Raw genomic sequence first — 15,404 nt, 5'->3', positions numbered from 1 at the left:
GAAATTCCACGGCACGATGCCCACCACCACGCCCACTGGCTCGCGCTTGGTGAACGCAGTAAACCTGGCCCCCGGCGGCAAAGGGATCGACACGTCAAAGGTCTGCCCTTCGATCTTGGTCGCCCAACCCGACATGTAGCGCATGAACTCCACCGTGGCGTTCAGATCCAGCCCCCGCGCCAGGTTGATCGACTTGCCCTGGCTCAGGGTTTCCAGCTGCGCCAGCTCCTCGGCATGGGCCTCAACCAACGCGGTGAAGTTCAGCAAAATCCGCTCACGGTCGGCCGGGCGCAATCCCGACCACACGCGGGACTTGAACGCCGCATGGGACGACTGCACCGCCTGCTCCACCACGTGCAGCGGCGCGTCGAGGGTTTCGCACAGGGTTTGCCCGGTGGCCGGGTTGACCACCTTGATGTGTTCGCCCTCGGCAAATACCCACTGGCCATCGATAAAGCAGCCATGACGACGGTCCAGGAATGCAGCCACCTGCGGCAGGATTTCAACGTTGCTCATGATTCACCTGTATTCAATGTTGTTCTTTGAGAAAGCAGGCGACCGCTTGGCGATCGTCGGCCGAAGCCAGGCCCATGTAGGGCATGTAGGTGCCGGGCACAAACGCCTGGGGTTGGGTGATGAATTGCGCGATGGTCTCGGCTTGCCACTCGACGTTTTTGTCACGCATCGCCTGGGAGTAGCTGAAGCCCGCCAGGGAGCCGGATTTACGTCCGTAAACGCCCGCCAGGTTTGGCCCCATCATTGTCGCGCCGCCCTTCGCCACCGCATGGCACACGCTGCATTCGTTGGCGAAAACCTGGGCGCCACGACTCTGGTCAGGGCCGCATTCAGCGGCGAATGCGCTGTGGGCCAGGACCAGCGACAGCAGGCCGGCCAGGGAAAATCTGTGTGCAGTGAACATAGAAAAACGACCTTGGAAATCATCGAAGTTGCCGACGATTGTCAGGGCTCAAGGTCGCTCGGGTTTTGCCCTGCGTGCCAGTCGTATTGGCCGGGCTGCCAAACCGTGGATTCTGGCAAGCACAGTCAAGTCTTTGGCAACCAGACAAAAGGCACGTCACTTCGCCAGCATTAGTATCGCGGCAGACCCCAACCCTGTGGTCATGAACAAGAATGGATGCCACACCATGCTCAAGTCCCCCTTGCTTCGTCTCTCGACCCTCGCGCTGATGATCGGCGCCAACCCGGCCGGCGCTTATGAGCTGTACGCCGATGACAGCAGTCATCTGAACGCCACGCTGGAAGCGGTATTCGGTGCCTTCCACAGCCAGCAGAACTACAGTCAATCCGGCCGCCTGGCCAAGGGCTCCTCGTCCTGGCGCGAGGGCTACGTGAAGTACGGCCTGAGCTTCGACAAAAGCTTCAGCGGCGCCGGCACCACCTACGGTGCGGCCAACCTGCTGAGTTCCGGCACCTGGGGCGACGGCGATGCCGCAGGTTTCAGCGACGGTTCGGAGCGCACCACAAAATTCGAAGACGCCTACCTCGGCTGGCGCTCGGGCAAGTTGTTTGAGGCCTTGGGCGAGAATGGCGTGGACCTGTCCTTCGGCCGCCAGAACATCGTGGTCGGCGACGGTTTCCTGATTGACGGCGACGCGCTGAACTTCGGCAAGGGCGTGGCCGATGGCGACCTCAATCGCGGCGGCGGCTACTACATCGCCGCCCGCAAGGCCTTCGACGAAACCGTCGTGTTGCGCCTGGGCGGCAAGGACGGCTGGCGCAGCGACCTGATGTGGCTCAAGTCCGATAACCGTGCCCAGGCCAAGACCGAGATGTACGTCGCCACCCTCGAACACGTGGCCGCCGAAGGCACCGTGGGGCTGACGTACATCGACACCACCGACGTCGACAAGCAGTACGCCTCCCCCACGCAGCTGGAACGCGATGGCATGAAGACCTACAGCCTGCGGGCCACGGGCAATGCCGGGGTGACCAACCTGTTCCTGTCCGGCGAATACGCCTGGCAGGACAAGCCCCACACCGGCAACGAAGACGCCTGGTACCTGGAAGCTGGCTGGACCTTCTCCGACGTGACCTGGACGCCGTATGTGAGCTACCGCTACAGCCGCTTCTCGGAAGGCTTCGACCCGCTGTTCTACGGTTTCAGCCGTGGCTACGGCACCTGGTTCCAGGGTGAAGTGGCGGGCAACTACGCCGGGCCGTTCAACAACAACTCACGCATCCAGAACGTCACGTTCAAGGTTTCGCCCCTGCAGAACCTCAACGTCGGCGCGGTGTTGTTCGACTTCAAGACCATCGACCGCAACCTCGGCAACAGCGACGGCCACGAGCTGGACCTGTATGCCGAATGGCACGTCAACGACCACCTGACAGTGATGCCGCTGATCGGCCTGTACCAGCCGGACAAGAGCGCCGAGCAAGGCGGCACGCAGCTGGGCAACCACGATAAAAACCTCTACAGCCAAGTGGTGTTCGCCACTAATTTCTAAGCCCGGCCGGGGCGGTGGCGCCGCCATCGCCCCGCCTGGCCAAGGCCTTCGCAATGCACAAGAAATTCCTCACGATCCAGAGCAAGATCGCCCTGCTCGCCGGCCTCTGCCTGTTATTGGTGGTCGGCCTGCTGATGAGCCTGTCGCTGTACCAGACCCACCAGAGCAGCCAGCACGTGGCCCAGGCCAGCAGCGACATGCTCGCTGCCGCCGCCAAGGAACACATGCAGGCCCTGGGGCAAGTTCAGGCCATGCAGGTGCAACGCACCTTCATGCAAACCCATGAATACGGCCAGGGCTTGTCGCGTTATGTGCTGTACCTGCGGCAACTGCAACAACAGGGCAAACTGACCCGCCCAGAGTTGCGCCAGGAGCTGAATACCCAGCTGCGCCAGGCCCTGGTCGACAAGCCCGACCTGCTCGGGATTTACGTCATTTTCGAAGCCAATGCCCTGGACGGTGACGATGCCCACTTCGTCGACCAGGCCGCCGTCGGCAGCAACGAGGCCGGCCGCTTCGCCCAATACTGGGTGCAGGCCACCCCGGGTGAACTGACAGCGGTAGTCGGCGACGAAGCGCTGCTGGCCAATACCTCGCCCGGCCCCAGCGGCGCGCCGTACAACGCCTTCTACACCTGCGCCCGCGACACCGCCAGGGCCTGTGTGCTGGAGCCGTATTTCGACGAGGCTTCCGGCAGCCGCAAGCTGGTGACCAGCATTGCGTTCCCGCTGATGGAGCACGGCAAGGTGATCGCGGTGATTGGCCTGGACATCAACCTGGCGGCCTTGCAACAGGCCAGCCAAACCAGCGCCGGGCAACTGTTCGACGGCCACGGGCAAGTCAGCATCGTCAGCCCCAAAGGCGTGATTTCCGCCTACAGCGAGGACGCCAGCCGCCTCGGGCAGCCGATCAGCGAAGTCATGCACGATGGCGCCCAGGTACTGGACGCGTTGCGCCAGGGGCAACCGCAGACCTTTGTCGATCAACAGCAAATCAAGCTACTCGAACCGCTGGCACCGATTGCCGGTGCCGCACCGTGGGGCGTTCTGGTGGGCGTGCCGCAGTCGGTGCTGCTGGCGCCGGTCACTGCGCTGCAACAGCAACTCGATGCCCAAGGGGTGAAAAGCACCGCCCTGGAACTGCTGCTGGGTGGCGGCTCGGCCCTGCTCGGCCTGCTGTTGATCTGGTACGCCGCGCTGCGCATCACCCGGCCGCTGCAAACCCTGACCCGGGTGATGGAGGACATTTCCCGTGGCGAAGGCGACCTGACGCGGCGGCTGGAGGTGCAATCCCGGGACGAGATCGGCCAGTTGGCCAGCGCCTTCAACCGTTTTGTCGAACGCATCCACCAGTCAATTCGCGAAGTGTCTTCAGCGGGGCTCGGGGTCAACCAGGTGGTCAAGCGGGTGTTGCTGGCCTCGAATTCCTCGCTGAACAACTTCGATGAACAGGCGACCCGCACCAACAGTGTCGCGGCGGCGATCAACGAACTGGGCGCCGCCGCCCAGGAAATCGCCCGTAATGCCTCCGATGCGTCGCAGCAAGCCTCCGGCGCCCGGCAGCAGGCTGAGGACGGGCGCCAGGTGGTGGAGCGCACGATTGCCGTGATGAATGAACTGTCGGGCAAGATCAGCGCCTCGTGCGTGCACATCGATGCGCTGAATCACAAGACGGTGAACATCGGGCAAATCCTGGAGGTGATCAAGGGCATCTCCCAGCAGACCAATCTGCTGGCACTGAACGCCGCCATTGAAGCGGCCCGGGCCGGTGAGGCCGGGCGCGGGTTTGCGGTGGTGGCCGATGAGGTGCGCAGCCTGGCCTATCGCACCCAGGAGTCGGCGCTGGAGATTCAGCAGATGATCGAAGAGTTGCAGGTGGGCGCACGGGAATCCGTCAGCACCATGACCGAGAGCCAGCAGCACAGCGAGGAAAGCGTGAGCATCGCCAACCTGGCGGGTACGCGGCTGGCCAGTGTGACGCAGAGGATTGGCGAGATTGATAACGTCAACCAGTCGGTAGCGGCGGCGACCGAGGAACAGACGTCAGTGGTGGAAGCGCTGAATGTGGACATTACCGAGATCAATATGCTGAACCAGGCCGGGGTGGAAAACCTGCAGTCGACGCTGCAGGCCTGTACCGAGCTTGAGCGTGAAGCGGAACGCTTGAATCAGCTGGTGGGCAGCTTTCGCATCTGACCAACAACTGCCCCGCAGGCCCGCTCCCACATTTGATCTCCTGAACCTTCAGCAATGGGCGCCAGCATGCTCAATCCGGTGAAACAGCCGGTTGAAGTACACCAGGCTGTCGCCCTGCCCCCGCACCCCAACCCGCGACAACTCCACGAACATCACCGAATGCGACCCTACCTCCTTGCACTCACTGATACGCCCTTCCAGCTGCACCAGCGCATCCCGCAGCACCGGCACCCCCGCCTCGCCTCCGTCCCACAGGTCCCAGGCAAACCGCTCCGCCATGGGCACCTGGGTCATCCCGGCAAAGTGCCGCGCCAGCTCTTCCTGCTCCCCGCACAGCACGTTCACGCACAGCTGCCCATTGGTACGGAACACATCATGGGTCGCACTCCCGCGGTTCACGCACACCAACACCGTGGGGGGCGAATCCGTCACCGAGCACACCGCACTCGCCGTGATCCCGCAACGCCCGCCCGGGCCGTTGGTGGTGATGATGTTCACCGCGGCCGGCAGTTGCGCCATGGCGTTGCGAAAGTCGATTTGCTGCTGGCTCAGGTCGGCCATGTCGGTGCCCCTTTACGGTCCGTGGGTGATGCCACAAGACTAAGACGCCCCGTGCGGCGCGACCATTCAGACGATCCCCATGCCGACTAGGTGGTTTCTTTATCGTCAGGGCCGTTCACACTGGGTATTCTGCTGGCAAGGCTCCACAGATGAGCCAATGTCCGCCGCAGCGTGCCCGCGTGCGAAAACAATAATTAGAAATTCTCGTGGCAGTCCCTGATGGAAATTCGCACACCGATTGTTTACATCGTTGATGACGACAAAGACCTGCGTACCTCGCTGGCCTGGCTGCTGGAGTCGGTCAGCGTAAAGGCCCAATGTTTCGCCGGGGCCGAAGAGTTCCTTGCGCACTACGACCCGCGCCAGCCCGCCTGCCTGGTGCTGGACGTGCGCATGCCGCAGACCAGCGGCTTCCAGTTGCAGGAGATCCTCAACCGGCGCGGCAGCACCTTGCCGACCATCTTCGTGTCGGCCCACGGCGACATACCGATGTCGGTCACCGCAATGAAAAACGGCGCGCTGGATTTCGTCGAGAAGCCCTACAACCCGCAACAGATGATCGACCGCATCCAGGCCGCGCTGAAGACCGCTGTACAGGCCCAGGCCGACCAGGAACAGCGCGAGCACCTGCAAGGCAAGCTGGCGCTGCTGACGAGTCGGGAGCGAGAAGTGTTGATGCTGGTGGTGGACGGCAAGGCGAGCAAGGTGATTGCCCGCGAGCTGAACATCAGCGTGAAGACCGTTGACGTGCACCGCACCAAGATCAAGGAAAAGATGGGCGTGACCAGCATCGCCATGCTGGTCCGCGAGGTGCTGTATCCCTAGGGCGCGATGATTGAATGTGGGAGCTGTCGAGCCTTGGCGAGGCTGCGATGGGGTCGCGGCGGTGTACCTGTCAGACCGAGTGGCCTGCATCGCGGGCAAGCCCGGCTCCCACAGGAAAATGCATTCCAGGTTCGGGAGCGGCACGCATCAATGATGGCTATAGCGCTTGCGGTACTCGCCCGGTGACACGCCGAAGCGCGACTTGAACGCCGATGAGAAGTAGCTGGAGTCGGAGAAGCCCCAGGCATAACAGAGTGCCGACAGCTTCTGCTCCGCCGGCGAATGGCGCAGGGTTTCGGCGCAGAAATCCAGGCGTCGGTGCTTGATGTATTGCGCCACCACCAGCCCGCGCTTGGAAAACATCCGGTACAGCCCGCGCACCGACACTCCGACTTCCCGGGCGATCAGCTCGGGGCAGAGTTCTTCGGCGCCGATGTGCGCATCGATGTAGGCGATGGTCTTGCGAAACTGCCGTTCCTGGGTGTCCACACCGTTGTCCCGGGCGCTGATCCCCGGCAGCAGCAGGCTGACCAATGCATCCAGCACGGCTTCGCTTTCCTGCATGCCCAGGTCGTTTTGCTGCCGGGTGTCGAGCACCATCTGGCTGGCCATCAGCGCCAACGGCGTGCGCGCCGAGATCCGCGTCGCGCAGTTGACCGTCGTGAAGTGCGAACCGCGCTCCACCACCTGGCGCGGCAGGATCAGCGACAATTGCCGGGAGTTGTCGTGGTAGGTCATGTCACTGGGGCGGCAGGCGTCGATCAGGGCGATGTCACCGCAGCCCAGCTGCGCACGGTTGTCGCCCTGTTCCAGCTGTGCGCTGCCCTGCAACTGGAACACCGCGTAGTAGTGCCCTTCATTGCCCGTACTGACTTCCTTGCTGCTGCGATACAGATGCACCTGGGCCATATCGACCACGCTGAGCTTGATCGCGCCGCTGCGAAACTCGCTCAACGCCCCATAAAACCCCGCGCCCAGGGCCCTGGCATCGAAGCGTCCACAGGCCTGGTTAACCTGCTGTAACCAACGCTCGAACGATTCGTTACGTTGCACCGTTGAACTCATCATGACCGCAAGGCCTCACGTTTTTTATTTTTTTGGTCCCAGCAATCTTACGGGTAGCGCCGATCAAATATCCAATACCAGACGAGCGGAAACCGCCCGGGAAACACACGCACAAATCTGCCGGTTGGCGGCCTTCTCCTTGGTCGACAGGCAATTGTCACGGTGGTCGGGCACGCCTTCCAGCACCTCGACAATGCAGGTGCCGCAGAGGCCTTCGCGGCACTCGGTGTCGATGTCGCAACCGTGGGCCTGCAATACGTCCACCAGGCTGGTATTCGCCGGTACTTGCAGCACCACGCCGGAGCTGGCCAGCTCCACCTCGAAACCACCGCTGGGCCCGGCATTCGCCGCTGGGTCGGCCTGGAAGTGCTCCAGGTGGATCGCCTCCTCGGGACGGCTGCGGGCCGCCACTTCCACCACCTTGTGCATGAACGGCGCGGGGCCGCAGGTGTAGACGTGGGCAGCCGCGCCCGCCTGCTCCAGGCAGGCGCTCAAGGCCGCATCCAGCGCGCCCGGCTCGACGCCATAGTGAAACTGCACGTGCTCGCCGAATGTATCGGCCAACAGCTGGGTAAACGCCGCGTACTGCGCCGAACGTGCAAAATAGTGCAGGCGCCACGGCTGGCCGCTGTCGGCCAGTCGATAGGCCATACTCAACAGCGGCGTCACCCCGATACCGGCGGCAAACAGCGCATGGGCCGGCGCCTCCGGGTCGAGGCGGAACAGGTTGCGCGGCGCGCCCATCTCCAGTTCCATGCCCTCCTGCACCTGCTCATGCAGGGCCAGGGAGCCGCCACGGGATTGCGCCTCTTTCTTCACCGCCACCAGGTACGCGCGGCCATCGTGGGGCGGGCTGCACAGCGAATACTGGCGGGTGACGCCGGTCGGCCCGGTGAGGTCCACATGGGCCCCGGGTTCATAACTGTCGAGGGGCTGGCCGTCACTGCGCACAAGGCGAAAGGAACGGATATCCAGCGCTTCATCGACGATGCGTTCGATCTTCACCTTCATCATTGCAGCACCTGAATCCTGTTGTTTCGGTTGAACGCTAACCTGTGGCGAGGGAGCTTGCTCCCGCTGGACTGCGCAGCAGGCCCACTTCGGGGGTGACTAGCGCATGAACAGCCCGCCGTTGATGTCCCAGCACGCGCCCGTGATCGAGGCGGCGTGGTCGGCGATCAACAGCAGCACGGTGTCGGCGATGGTGTGCGGGTCGCCGAGGGTGCCCGTCGGGATAATCTTGAGGATCTGCTCCAGGCGCTCCGGCGCCACGGTTTCGCGCACCACCGGCAAATCAAGCGGGCCTGGCGAAATGCTGTTGACCGTCACGCCCCGGGGCGCCAGTTCACGGGCGAAGACCTTGGTCAGCGTAGCCACGCCGCCCTTGGCCGCGGCGTAATGCGCGCCAGTGGCAGTTCCGCCGTTTTGCCCGGCGAGGGAGGCGATATTGACGATGCGCCCGAACCCTCGTTCGGCGAAATGCGCACCAAACACCTGGCAGGCCACGAACGTGCCCCGCAGGTTGATCGCCATCGATTCGTCGAATTCCTCGGGTGTGATGTCCATCAGCGCCGCAACTTTCGACACCCCGGCGTTGTTCACCAGGATATCGGTGCCGCCCCAGCGCTCGCTGAGCAGGTCCCGGGCGCGAATAAAATCGGCCTTGTTGCGCACATCCAGCTCGATGGCGACGGCGGTTTCGCCGCGGTTGTCGAGTTCAGAGGCCAGGCGCTGCACGCCGTCCAGGTGCACATCCGCCAGGCCCACGCGGTAGCCTGCGGCGTGCAGGCGCCGGGCGATGCATTCGCCGAGGCCACGGGAGGCGCCGGTTACAAGCGCGATTCGGTTCATCAGGATGTCCTCATCTCAACTGTGGGAGCGGGCTTGCTCGCGAATGCGGTGTGTCAGTCAATGCATGTGGCGACTGATCCACCGCATTCGCGAGCAAGCCCGCTCCCACATTGGTTTTGTGTCGTTGTTTGAATCGTGCTTACAACAGAAAGCCGAGCGCACTCAGGCTGTCGGTGGAATTGATCAGCCGCACCACCTTGCGCTCCAGGGTCGCGACCCCGGCGCTGAACCGAATGCGGTAATTCAGGTCGGCCACGAACGGCGTGTGCACCCCGCGCTTGTAGGCATAGAGCAGCTGCGCACAGTTAACCTCCACCACCTCGCCCGCCGCTTCCACCAGGGTGAATCGCGACACACTGCGCACGGTTTTCGCCGCATCCACCGCCGACGGTGAATACCCCGCCGTCAGCCGTTCGATGCGCAGGTCACGCATGCGCGCATCGTCATAGGCATAGTTGAGGTTGGCTTCAAAATCCTCGGTGTCCGGGTCGATCGGCACGACGTAGCGCCCGCTCTCGCTCCACAACGCGGCCCATTGCACGTAGTCCTTGTGGTCCAGCAGTTCGGCTTCACGCCAGATGAATTCGATGGCCTGGGCCAGCGGTGCGGTAAAACCAGTCAGGGTGTTCATTGGCTCATCATCCTTTTCCACATGTCATAGGCCCCGCGCATGCCGCCTTCATCAGTGGCGTGGGATACCTTGTCGCCGTTGTCGGCCAGCACTTCGCGGTTCAGGCCACGGTTGACCAGGATCGGTGCGTCCACGCCGGCATACGAGCCGCGTTGCACCCGGTCCCAGGCCTCGGCGTCGTCGGGGCTGCCAAAGCCGAACGGGCCCTGGAAGTGTTCATGGATGCGCAGGCGCTCGCGGTTGGCAACCTGTGGGCCGCCCTCCATGCCCAGGGCGACGTGGCGGATTTCGGTCTCGGTGACCGACACCGGGCGCAGCACCCGGAAGAACGACATCGACATGGCGACATTGGGAAACAGGTTGAGGTTGAACCCGGCGCCGTGCAGCGAGCGCACGATGCGTCGCACCTGGGCCGGCTCCATGGTTTTCGACAGTTCTTCGGTGACGTGGGCGAAACGCTCCTGCAATTGCTCGGTACCGTCGTCGTGGTCCAGGTCGACATGCTCGGGCACCATCACCATCACGCTGTGGCCATTGCCCAGGGAATGGGTGACGGCCTGCTCGTCGGTCATGAACGAGAGCATTTCCGAGGTCTCGGCGTCCACCGACGACATGAACGACTTGTGCACGATCGGGAAGTGGTAGCCGTCGGTGGTGTTTTCCAGCTGGATCTTCCAGTTGCCCTTGAAGCTGAACTTGTGTTCGCCCTGGGTCTTGATCGGGTAGCCGGCGCCCTGCTTCATGAACAGGTCCATCCAGTGTTTGGCGCCGCCGAGAAAGTCGGCCAACGGTTCGATATCGTCGTTGTAGCTGGCGAATACCATCCCGGCGTAGCTGTCCACCCGCAGGCTGGTCAGGGGTAACTCGGACTTTTCCAGGATGCCTTCGTAGCCGTCCGGGTAAGGCAGCGCCCGCAGCTTGCCGTCCAAGCCATAGGACCAACTGTGATACGGGCAGGTGAAGCCGTTGGCGTTGCCCTTGTGCTTCTCGCAAACCGTGGCGCCACGGTGGCGGCAGCGGTTTTCCAGCACGTTGATCGCGCCTTTCTTGTCGCGCACCACAATCACCGGGCGCCGGCCAATGGTCGCGGTCTTGAAGTCGCCGCTGTTGCGCACTTCGCTTTCATGGGCGACCCAGACCCAGGTGCGGTAGAAGATCTTTTCCAGTTCGGCCTCGAACAGCGCCGGGTCGTTGTACAGCGAGACGTCGACGCGATCGTGCTTGACCAACTCGTCGAGGCTTTTCGATTTGGCAATCAGCCGGTATTCATGGGTACTCATGGAGCCCTCCTCAAGGCGTTGTTCTTATTGGCGAGCCGTGATGCTCTGTTGCAGTTGTGCGCCGAGGGCACACACCCATTCGTCCTGGCCCTTACGGCCGACAATCTGCAGCCCCACCTTCAGCCCGCTGTCGGCCAGGGTCACCGGCACCGTCAACGCCGGGTGGCCGCTGAGGTTGAATGGCCGCACCAATGGCGTCATGCGGGCCACGGCCTGGCTGCCGTTGCGGGCTTCGGCCAGGGTCGGCGGCAGGTCCGGCATCGTCGGCAGCAGCAACACGGAGAATTCTTCGAGCGCGGCGTCCACCTGGTGGCTGAAGCGGGTGCGCACGACTTCGGCTGCGGCCAAATCAGCGGCGCTGGTGCGGCTGGCAGCCAACAAGCGTTGTTCGACATCCGCACCGATCAGGCCCTTGCCGGTGAGGTGATCGAAGGCTGCCCAGTTTTCGACGTTAATCACCGTAAGGCCGGCGCCGAACGCCGTGTCAAAGTCGTCCAGATGCAGACGCTGCTGACGCCAGCCGGCCGCGTCGACGGCAGCCATCAGGCTCGCCTTCAGCCATGGCTCACAGGCCACATCCAGAAAGCCCACCGGCACGCTGCCGGACGGCGCCGCCTGTGCCTGGAAACCCGGGCAAATCACCTGCATCGCGGCAATCAGGTCCTGCATGTTCGCGGCAAACGGCCCGACGCAATCGAGGCTGGATACCGCCGGTTGCGCGCCAATGCGGCTGACTCGGCCATAGGTCGGTTTCAACCCGGCAATCCCGCAGCACGCCGCCGGCACCCGCACCGAGCCGCCGGTGTCGGTACCAATGGCGATATCCGCCAGGCCCGCCGCAACCGCCGCGGCCGAACCGCTGGAGGAGCCGCCCGGCACCCGGTCCGGCGCCTGGGGATTGACGGGCGTACCGCTCCAGTCGTTGATGCCGGTGACGCCAAATGCCAGTTCATGCAGGTTGGTCTTGCCGACGATCTGCCAGCCGGCATCCAGGACCGCCTGCACCACGTCTGCATGCCGGGTCGCCGGCGGAGCATCGGCAAAGGCACGACTGCCCGAGCGGGTCGGATACCCGGCGATGTCGATGGAATCCTTGATGGCCACGCGTCGGCCGCTGCCGCCGAGTAAAAATTCGCTGACGAAGGTACTCATGGGTTCACCCCCAACATGCTATTGAACAGGCGCTGCGTACGGAAATGCGCGATCAGCCAGGTGCCGTCGACACGGCGAAAATCGATGGTCAGCCGCGTGCCGAACAACTCGCTGCGCTGGTCGGCGTAGGTGGAAATCTGTTGCATGATCCACTGCCCTGCAGCCGCGCTGCCGTCTACCTGGATCGACTCACTGGTGAGGTAATGCAGGTTCAGCGCAAAGTGTTCCGACGGTGGCAGGTAGCTGCCGACAAACGCCGCCACCGCGTCGCGCCCCCGATGCTGGCCGAAGGTCTGCGCGGTACTTGTGCCAATGCCTTCCCACACCGCATCCACGGTGAACAACTCGGCCAACTCGCGAACGTTGGTCGCCGCCCGGGGCACGTCGCACAGGTCCATGTAGCGCGCCATCAAGCGCCTTACCTGGCTCTCCCCTTCAAGGGTTTCAACACGCTGCAACAGGTCCATGGCTCACACCCTGGCCGCTTCGGGAATGGTCAGCGGGCGGCCGATCCGTGCTTCGACCTTGGCGTAGCGCCACAGGCTGTATTCACCCACCGGCGTGGTACGGAACAGGTTGCAGGCGTCGATCACCGACTGGTGGCAGTCGACGTCGGCCATGATGTAGACGGTCCACGGCGAGGTGGTCGACGGGCCGACCATCAAGCGGTCGTCATCCATCGCCCCCAGCACGTTGATGCCCGGCATGGCGCCGAGGTCGCCCATCATCTGGCTGAAGCCTTTCCACACGCTCAGGCCTTCGCCGGTAGGCAGGTCGAAAAAGTTCTGGGTGATGCCGATGCAGAAGACGACGCGCAGCGGTTCTTGAGTGGCTTGGGACATGGGTTGATCCTTGAAAGTCAGATGTAGCCAGGAAATGGAGGAACGCCGAGGAACACCGAGCCCGCGCCGTCGTACAGGCCTTCGCTGAGGAAGGCGTGCTGGGTCACCACCATGGCGTCGCGCAGGTAGCGTTGCAGCGGGTGGCGCAGGTAGATCGCGGTGGTGCCCGCCAGGCTGTAGGCGCTCTGCACCACGGCGGCGCCGGCCTGGGACACGTGAATGGCGGTCAGGCGCAGCAGGCTGGTTTGCTCGGCCGTGACCGGGTTGCCGGCGAGGATCGAGTTCCACACTTGTTCGGTGGCGCCGTAGAAAAAGCCCCGAGCGGCGCTCAGCCGGGCTTCGGCCTTGGCGATTTCGATGCGCACGTAGGCGCGGTCCGCCAGTTTCGGTGCGCCGGTGATGCCGCTGCCGCTGGCCATGGCGCTGATTTCATCGAGGGCCGCGCGAGCCAGGCCGAGGTTGACCACCGCCAGCACCTGGGCGGCGTAGGCAATCGAGGGATAACGAAACAGCGGCTCGTCGATGGTGGCGGCGCCGCCACGGATGAAGGTCCAGCGCTCGTCGATGTATTGGTCGGTAACTCGCAGGTCATGGCTGCCGGTGCCCTTGAGGCCGACCACGTCCCAGTTTTCGATGATTTCAACCTGGCCGGGCTTGAACACGGCAGTGCGTGGCTTGCCGCCCGCCGCACCGATGCCCACGCCCAGCAGGTCGGCGCCTTTGCAGCCGCTGGCAAACTTCCAGGTGCCGTTGACCTGCCAGCCGCCCTCGACGGTTTCCGCCGGCTGCAACGGGAACAGGCCACCGGCAAACACCAGATCGGGGCTGTCGGCATACAGTTCGGCGAGGGTTTCCTGGGGCAAGGCCGCAAGATACACCCCGGCGCTGCCGAAGCTGGCAACCCAGCCGGCAGAGCCATCGGCTTCGGATATGCGCTCGATCATCTGCAAGAACGTTGCGGGGGCCAGGGCATCGCCGCCGAAACAACGGGGCGTGGCCGCCCGGTAGATGCCCACCTGCTTGAAGCGTTCGATCATGTCCCGTGGCACATGGGAGCCGGCGTCGAACTCGTCGCGGCGCTGGCGCACTTCATCGAGCACCTGCTGGAACAGCGTGGGCTGCACGTCGGGTAAAGCGTCTGGTTGCACGAGGGCCGAACGCAGCATGGGCTTTCTCCGTTGTAGTTGTTATGGACGCCGTGTCGGGCGTTGATAGGTCCAGTGTAAAAAGCCCGACCACCGTCAACTATTGGGGCGTGCAGCCCACCGGCTAAAGAAATCCCCTAGTGCGCCCCCGATTACTTCTGAGCGTGCCCCCGGATGCAAACCGGTATAACTTGCCACCGTAGTCGTCCCCTCCACCGCCAAGGGCTACGCGATGTACCTACCCAATAACAATGATTTCCACACCCTGATCGAAGCCATGCCGATCTGCACCATCCTTCACGATGCGCAGAGCAAGGACATCCTCTGGGCCAACACCGCGGCGCTGTCGGCGCTGGGGTTTACCCTGGAAGAACTGATCCCGCTCAAGGCCCCGGACATGACCCGGGACGCACCGAAGTACAAGCGCTCCATCGGCCTGCGTTGGCTTGAGCGCGCGGCCCGCAGTGGCCAGCGCACCATCGAGTGGTGTTATCGCTCCAAGGCCGGGGTGGAGATTCTTTCGGAAGCGGTCGCGACGCTGGTGCACCTGGACGGGCGCGACGTGCTGATGGTGCAGTTCCGTGATATTTCCCGGGAAGACAAGGTGAAGCGGGACCTGATCCGCGCCGAGGAAGCCCGGCGTGTCAGTGAACAGCAGCTTGAATACCTGGCCCGATACAACGCCATGGGCGAGATGGCGGTGGCGATTGCTCATGAGTTGAGCCAGCCACTGGCGGCCACGCGCAACTTTATCGAGGGGGTTTTGATTCGTCTGGGCGATACCCACAGTGCCGACCAGGGGGTGAACTGGGGGCTGCAAAGTGCCGTGCGGCAGGTCGAGCATGCGTCAACGATCATCAAGAGTGTGCGTGATTATGTGGTCAAGCTGGAGCAGAGCGCGGAGTGGGTGGACCTCAATGAGTTGCTGCAGGAAACCCGATATTTCATCAGCCTGCGGGCCGAGCCGAGTCAGGTGCGGCTGGAACTGTTCCCCAGTATTGAACCGCTGATGGTGCTTTGTGAAAAAGTGCTGATCGGGCAGGTGATTCTGAACCTGGCATTCAATGCTATTGAAGAGATGAGCGAGCTGCCCGTCGAACGTCGGGTGCTGCGGCTGCATGCCTGCCGTGATGGAAACGTGGCGCGGTTGAGTGTCGAGGATTGTGGACGCGGGATTCAGGCTGTGGCTCGGGAGAAAATCTTTGACGGGTTCTTTTCGTCGAAGGTGGGTGGTAACGGGATTGGGCTGGCGTTGTGCAAGAACATCATTGGTCGGCATCAGGGGGATATCTGGGCGCAGAATCTGGAGCCGTGTGGGGCGGTGTTTAGTTTTTCGTTGCCTTTGGTGGGGTCTTGAGATGGGGGGGGTATATCCGTTTCTTCGGTAAC

Annotated in this window: 16 protein-coding genes and 1 pseudogene; 5 read left to right on the top strand and 12 right to left on the bottom strand. The window is 63.2% G+C overall.

All coding sequences use genetic code 11. From position 1 onward, the window contains the following. Both HX873_RS25710 and HX873_RS25705 read right to left on the bottom strand, forming a co-directional pair. On the bottom strand, window positions 1–516 hold a 516-nt coding region (locus HX873_RS25710), incomplete at its 3' end, for an aldehyde dehydrogenase family protein (RefSeq protein WP_177123394.1). A gap of 13 nt (window positions 517–529) precedes the next feature. Continuing rightward, window positions 530–919: a cytochrome c family protein gene (locus tag HX873_RS25705; RefSeq protein WP_008431083.1), complete on the bottom strand. Its 390-nt coding sequence runs from the start codon at window positions 917–919 to the stop codon at window positions 530–532. 226 nt (window positions 920–1,145) lie between these two features. Between HX873_RS25705 and HX873_RS25700 the strand changes: the two genes are divergently transcribed. The 3 genes and pseudogenes from HX873_RS25700 to HX873_RS32135 all read left to right on the top strand — a co-directional run bounded on the left by HX873_RS25700 (window position 1,146) and on the right by HX873_RS32135 (window position 4,663). Beyond that, entirely contained in the window at window positions 1,146–2,468 is a 1,323-nt protein-coding gene (locus HX873_RS25700; RefSeq protein WP_177123393.1) for a hypothetical protein, read from the top strand. A 53-nt stretch (window positions 2,469–2,521) separates the two neighbouring features. Beyond that, window positions 2,522–3,808 (top strand): annotated as a pseudogene (locus HX873_RS32140) (HAMP domain-containing protein); the annotation flags it as partial. Between the two features lie 24 nt (window positions 3,809–3,832). Continuing rightward, window positions 3,833–4,663 (top strand): methyl-accepting chemotaxis protein, encoded by an 831-nt coding sequence (locus tag HX873_RS32135; RefSeq protein ID WP_371132386.1) that lies wholly within the window; start codon window positions 3,833–3,835, stop codon window positions 4,661–4,663. Window positions 4,664–4,711: 48 nt separating this feature from the next. On the opposite strand, the gene hpaC is transcribed toward HX873_RS32135, so the two are convergent. Then, window positions 4,712–5,224, bottom strand: a complete 513-nt coding sequence (hpaC, locus tag HX873_RS25690) for a 4-hydroxyphenylacetate 3-monooxygenase, reductase component (protein WP_003212611.1) — start codon at window positions 5,222–5,224, stop codon at window positions 4,712–4,714. Window positions 5,225–5,443: 219 nt separating this feature from the next. Between hpaC and HX873_RS25685 the strand changes: the two genes are divergently transcribed. Next, complete coding sequence (locus tag HX873_RS25685; protein WP_003212609.1) at window positions 5,444–6,049, top strand: response regulator transcription factor; 606 nt, start codon at window positions 5,444–5,446, stop codon at window positions 6,047–6,049. 147 nt (window positions 6,050–6,196) lie between these two features. Here the strand turns inward: HX873_RS25685 and feaR are convergent, their stop codons facing one another. The 9 genes from feaR to HX873_RS25640 form a co-directional block, all read right to left on the bottom strand. Beyond that, window positions 6,197–7,117: a transcriptional regulator FeaR gene (feaR, locus tag HX873_RS25680; RefSeq protein ID WP_177123391.1), complete on the bottom strand. Its 921-nt coding sequence runs from the start codon at window positions 7,115–7,117 to the stop codon at window positions 6,197–6,199. A 60-nt stretch (window positions 7,118–7,177) separates the two neighbouring features. Next, window positions 7,178–8,128 (bottom strand): PDR/VanB family oxidoreductase, encoded by a 951-nt coding sequence (locus tag HX873_RS25675; protein WP_177123390.1) that lies wholly within the window; start codon window positions 8,126–8,128, stop codon window positions 7,178–7,180. 96 nt (window positions 8,129–8,224) lie between these two features. Continuing rightward, window positions 8,225–8,965 (bottom strand): SDR family NAD(P)-dependent oxidoreductase, encoded by a 741-nt coding sequence (locus HX873_RS25670; RefSeq protein WP_003208858.1) that lies wholly within the window; start codon window positions 8,963–8,965, stop codon window positions 8,225–8,227. A 139-nt stretch (window positions 8,966–9,104) separates the two neighbouring features. Continuing rightward, on the bottom strand, window positions 9,105–9,596 hold the full coding sequence (locus HX873_RS25665; protein ID WP_008431075.1) for an aromatic-ring-hydroxylating dioxygenase subunit beta: 492 nt from the start codon (window positions 9,594–9,596) through the stop codon (window positions 9,105–9,107). Beyond that, window positions 9,593–10,876 carry a Rieske 2Fe-2S domain-containing protein gene (locus tag HX873_RS25660; RefSeq protein ID WP_177123389.1) on the bottom strand — a complete coding sequence of 428 codons (1,284 nt, stop codon included), beginning with the start codon at window positions 10,874–10,876 and terminating at the stop codon, window positions 9,593–9,595. Before HX873_RS25660 ends, HX873_RS25665 begins: the two co-directional genes overlap by 4 nt. A 24-nt stretch (window positions 10,877–10,900) precedes the next feature. Further along, window positions 10,901–12,028, bottom strand: a complete 1,128-nt coding sequence (locus HX873_RS25655) for an amidase (protein WP_177123388.1) — start codon at window positions 12,026–12,028, stop codon at window positions 10,901–10,903. Further along, entirely contained in the window at window positions 12,025–12,495 is a 471-nt protein-coding gene (locus HX873_RS25650) for a nuclear transport factor 2 family protein (protein ID WP_008431069.1), read from the bottom strand. The genes HX873_RS25655 and HX873_RS25650 overlap by 4 nt, the downstream gene beginning before the upstream one ends. 3 nt (window positions 12,496–12,498) lie before the next feature. Continuing rightward, complete coding sequence (locus HX873_RS25645; RefSeq protein ID WP_003208867.1) at window positions 12,499–12,870, bottom strand: hypothetical protein; 372 nt, start codon at window positions 12,868–12,870, stop codon at window positions 12,499–12,501. A 17-nt stretch (window positions 12,871–12,887) separates the two neighbouring features. Next, a complete protein-coding gene (locus tag HX873_RS25640) occupies window positions 12,888–14,036 on the bottom strand; it encodes an acyl-CoA dehydrogenase family protein (protein WP_003208868.1) in 1,149 nt (382 codons plus the stop codon). Between the two features lie 211 nt (window positions 14,037–14,247). Between HX873_RS25640 and HX873_RS25635 the strand changes: the two genes are divergently transcribed. Then, window positions 14,248–15,372: a sensor histidine kinase gene (locus HX873_RS25635; protein WP_087694281.1), complete on the top strand. Its 1,125-nt coding sequence runs from the start codon at window positions 14,248–14,250 to the stop codon at window positions 15,370–15,372. The last annotated feature ends 32 nt before the right edge of the window (window positions 15,373–15,404 follow it).

Origin of the sequence: Pseudomonas sp. P7758 (assembly GCF_013386485.1) — a bacterium.
GTDB lineage: Bacteria > Pseudomonadota > Gammaproteobacteria > Pseudomonadales > Pseudomonadaceae > Aquipseudomonas.
This window is presented reverse-complemented; position numbering and strand designations above follow the sequence as displayed.

Excerpts from the sequence above, each read along its gene's own strand:
- HX873_RS25665 (WP_008431075.1), bottom strand. The coding sequence starts at position 9,596 with ATGAACACCCTGACTGGTTTTACCGCACCGCTGGCCCAGGCCATCGAA.
- HX873_RS25650 (WP_008431069.1), bottom strand. The coding sequence starts at position 12,495 with ATGGACCTGTTGCAGCGTGTTGAAACCCTTGAAGGGGAGAGCCAGGTA.
- HX873_RS25655 (WP_177123388.1), bottom strand. The coding sequence starts at position 12,028 with ATGAGTACCTTCGTCAGCGAATTTTTACTCGGCGGCAGCGGCCGACGC.
- HX873_RS25645 (WP_003208867.1), bottom strand. The coding sequence starts at position 12,870 with ATGTCCCAAGCCACTCAAGAACCGCTGCGCGTCGTCTTCTGCATCGGC.
- HX873_RS25675 (WP_177123390.1), bottom strand. The coding sequence starts at position 8,128 with ATGATGAAGGTGAAGATCGAACGCATCGTCGATGAAGCGCTGGATATC.
- HX873_RS25700 (WP_177123393.1), top strand. The coding sequence starts at position 1,146 with ATGCTCAAGTCCCCCTTGCTTCGTCTCTCGACCCTCGCGCTGATGATC.
- HX873_RS25635 (WP_087694281.1), top strand. The coding sequence starts at position 14,248 with ATGTACCTACCCAATAACAATGATTTCCACACCCTGATCGAAGCCATG.
- feaR (WP_177123391.1), bottom strand. The coding sequence starts at position 7,117 with ATGATGAGTTCAACGGTGCAACGTAACGAATCGTTCGAGCGTTGGTTA.
- HX873_RS25640 (WP_003208868.1), bottom strand. The coding sequence starts at position 14,036 with ATGCTGCGTTCGGCCCTCGTGCAACCAGACGCTTTACCCGACGTGCAG.
- hpaC (WP_003212611.1), bottom strand. The coding sequence starts at position 5,224 with ATGGCCGACCTGAGCCAGCAGCAAATCGACTTTCGCAACGCCATGGCG.
- HX873_RS25685 (WP_003212609.1), top strand. The coding sequence starts at position 5,444 with ATGGAAATTCGCACACCGATTGTTTACATCGTTGATGACGACAAAGAC.
- HX873_RS25660 (WP_177123389.1), bottom strand. The coding sequence starts at position 10,876 with ATGAGTACCCATGAATACCGGCTGATTGCCAAATCGAAAAGCCTCGAC.
- HX873_RS25705 (WP_008431083.1), bottom strand. The coding sequence starts at position 919 with ATGTTCACTGCACACAGATTTTCCCTGGCCGGCCTGCTGTCGCTGGTC.
- HX873_RS25670 (WP_003208858.1), bottom strand. The coding sequence starts at position 8,965 with ATGAACCGAATCGCGCTTGTAACCGGCGCCTCCCGTGGCCTCGGCGAA.